Raw genomic sequence first — 2,123 nt, forward strand, 5'->3', positions numbered from 1 at the left:
AGAAGCAAACTCCCCCGTATCTCCTGCACTCCTTATAAGCCTCTTCCATCTCTTTGCCATAAAACAGGGTGCAATCAACCCCATGCTGGGCAACAAACTTCCCAATTTCGCCGTGCAGTCTGGAGCTCTCATCTCCAAGCTCAAGCATATCCCCAAGAACTGCCACCCTCTTAGATCTGGTTTCTAAAGAGCATAACGTCCTTATAGCGTTCTTTACCGAAGGTGGATTCGCGTTGTAGGTGTCGTCAATAAGGAAAAAATCACCTCCATCAATCAGGTTCATCCTCCCCTCCGGTGCCCTGAAGCTCATGAGGTCTTCCCTGAATTCTCTGGGTTCATACCCAAGAGCCTTGAGTACTCCGAAGGAGGCAAGGACGTTCTCAACTATCCCCCTGCTGAGAACCGGCACGCTGAAGGCTTCATTACCCACCTTAAACTCGGTGCCCCTCAGGCTGAGCCTCACCTCACTCGCCCTGAGCTCTGAACCTTCCCCGAAGGCTATCAGCCTGTCGGGCGGTAAGTCGTAGTGTGCTCTAACGCTTGAGGGCAAAACCGCCCAGCTCTCTTCATCAAAGCCGTAGAATATCTCCCCGTTGCCCCTTATGACGTTCTCAAGGCTGCCGAAGGTTTGCAGGTGCTCCTCTCCTATGGCGGTTATAACACGCACCGAAGGTTCAGAGAGCTTCGTCAGGCTCAGGACATCACCCACCTGGCTCGCACCAAGTTCAAGGACCGTGTAGTCAGCCTCATGGGGCATGTTGGCAAGGACAAGAGGTAGCCCGATCTGGGAGTTAAGGTTACCTTCGCTCCTGTACGTCTTAGATACCTTAGAGAGGAGGTGATATATGAGCTCCTTTGTTGTGGTCTTTCCAACCGAACCAGCCACCCCGATTACACGCCCCCTGAAGTTCTCCCTCTTCCACCTCGCAAGTTTGCGAAGAGCCTCCAAGACCGACCCCACCACCACGATGAACTTTCCCTCGGGAACGGGCAGGAGCCTCTCAACAACCGCTCCTACAGCTCCCCTTGAGAGAGCATCCCTCACGAAGGAGTGCCCATCGTGCCTCTCCCCCTTCAGAGCGAAGAAGAGCTCCCCTCCAGAGACCTTTCGGCTGTCAATGGAGAAGCCCTCTATCTTAGCCTCACTGTTTCCTATCAGAACACCTCTGAGAAGGCTGGCCAGATCTTTTGCTCTCATCCTTCTATGAATTTAATCTCTTTAAGTGCTCTGTAGTTGGTGAGGTCAAGCTGGAGGGGTGTAACGGAGATGTAGCCGTTCATTACAGCCCAGTAGTCGGTTCCCTCCTCAGCACTCCAGCCGAACTGCTCCGCCGCTATCCAGTAAAGGGGTTCTCCATAGGGGGCGAGGTACTTAAAGACCTTCTCCCTGTAATCTCTTTTGCCCTGACGGGTCACCTTTATGCCCTTTACCTCCTCCCTGCTTAGGTTTGGGATGTTCACGTTGAGGTAGGTGTCCTCTGGCATACCCTTGTCAAGCACCTTTTCAACCAGGAGCCTGCAGGAGGATGCTATCTCCTCAAACATGAGGTCTTCCCTTCCGAAGGCTGAGAAGGCTATGGAGGGTATCCCAAGGATTCTCCCCTCCATGGCACCTGAAACAGTTCCAGAGTAAGTTATGTCCTCACCGAGATTGGGTCCCTCGTTTATACCTGCACAGACAAGGTCTGGCTTCTCTCCCTCAAGGATTACGTAGTAGCCCAGATGTATGCAGTCGGCTGGCGTCCCCCCTATAACTGTGTAGTAGTCCTCCTCAACTTTCCTCATCTTAAGGGGCATGGTGAAGGTAAGGGAGTGTCCTACCCCACTCAGGTTCCTATCGGGCGCCACCACGACGACCCTTCCTATCGGGCGGAGGGCTTCCCTGAGAGCCCTTATCCCTTCGGAGAAGTATCCATCATCGTTTGTGATCAGTATTGTAGGCATAGGAAGTATTTTATGGTCTAAAATTAAATACAGGAGGTGGAGAGATGGCAGCAAGGAAGCTTGATAGGGGTGAGTGGGAAAGATACTTTGATAATGTCTCTAAACATCTGAAGGGTGTTGAGGGACAGCTTGAGATAATCAGTGAGGAGCTGGGAGATCAGGTGGAGGTTGAGTGGACT

At 52.4% G+C, this 2,123-nt stretch carries 3 protein-coding genes; 1 reads left to right on the forward strand and 2 read right to left on the reverse strand.

Going from position 1 to position 2,123, the window contains the following annotated elements; all coding sequences use genetic code 11:
* Both AC1HCM_RS00495 and surE read right to left on the reverse strand, forming a co-directional pair.
* On the reverse strand, positions 1-1,198 hold a 1,198-nt coding region (locus AC1HCM_RS00495), incomplete at its 3' end, for a UDP-N-acetylmuramoyl-tripeptide--D-alanyl-D-alanine ligase (RefSeq protein WP_479459815.1).
* Positions 1,195-1,944: a 5'/3'-nucleotidase SurE gene (gene surE, locus AC1HCM_RS00500; RefSeq protein WP_479459816.1), complete on the reverse strand. Its 750-nt coding sequence runs from the start codon at positions 1,942-1,944 to the stop codon at positions 1,195-1,197. The genes AC1HCM_RS00495 and surE, both read right to left, overlap by 4 nt.
* Positions 1,945-1,988: 44 nt before the next feature.
* Here surE and AC1HCM_RS00505 point away from each other — a divergent pair.
* Positions 1,989-2,123: DUF5335 family protein (locus AC1HCM_RS00505; RefSeq protein ID WP_479459817.1), on the forward strand; the 135-nt coding region annotated here is incomplete at its 3' end.

The sequence above is a fragment of the Hydrogenivirga sp. genome, assembly GCF_056450045.1.

Excerpts from the sequence above, each read along its gene's own strand:
- surE (WP_479459816.1), bottom strand. The coding sequence starts at position 1,944 with ATGCCTACAATACTGATCACAAACGATGATGGATACTTCTCCGAAGGG.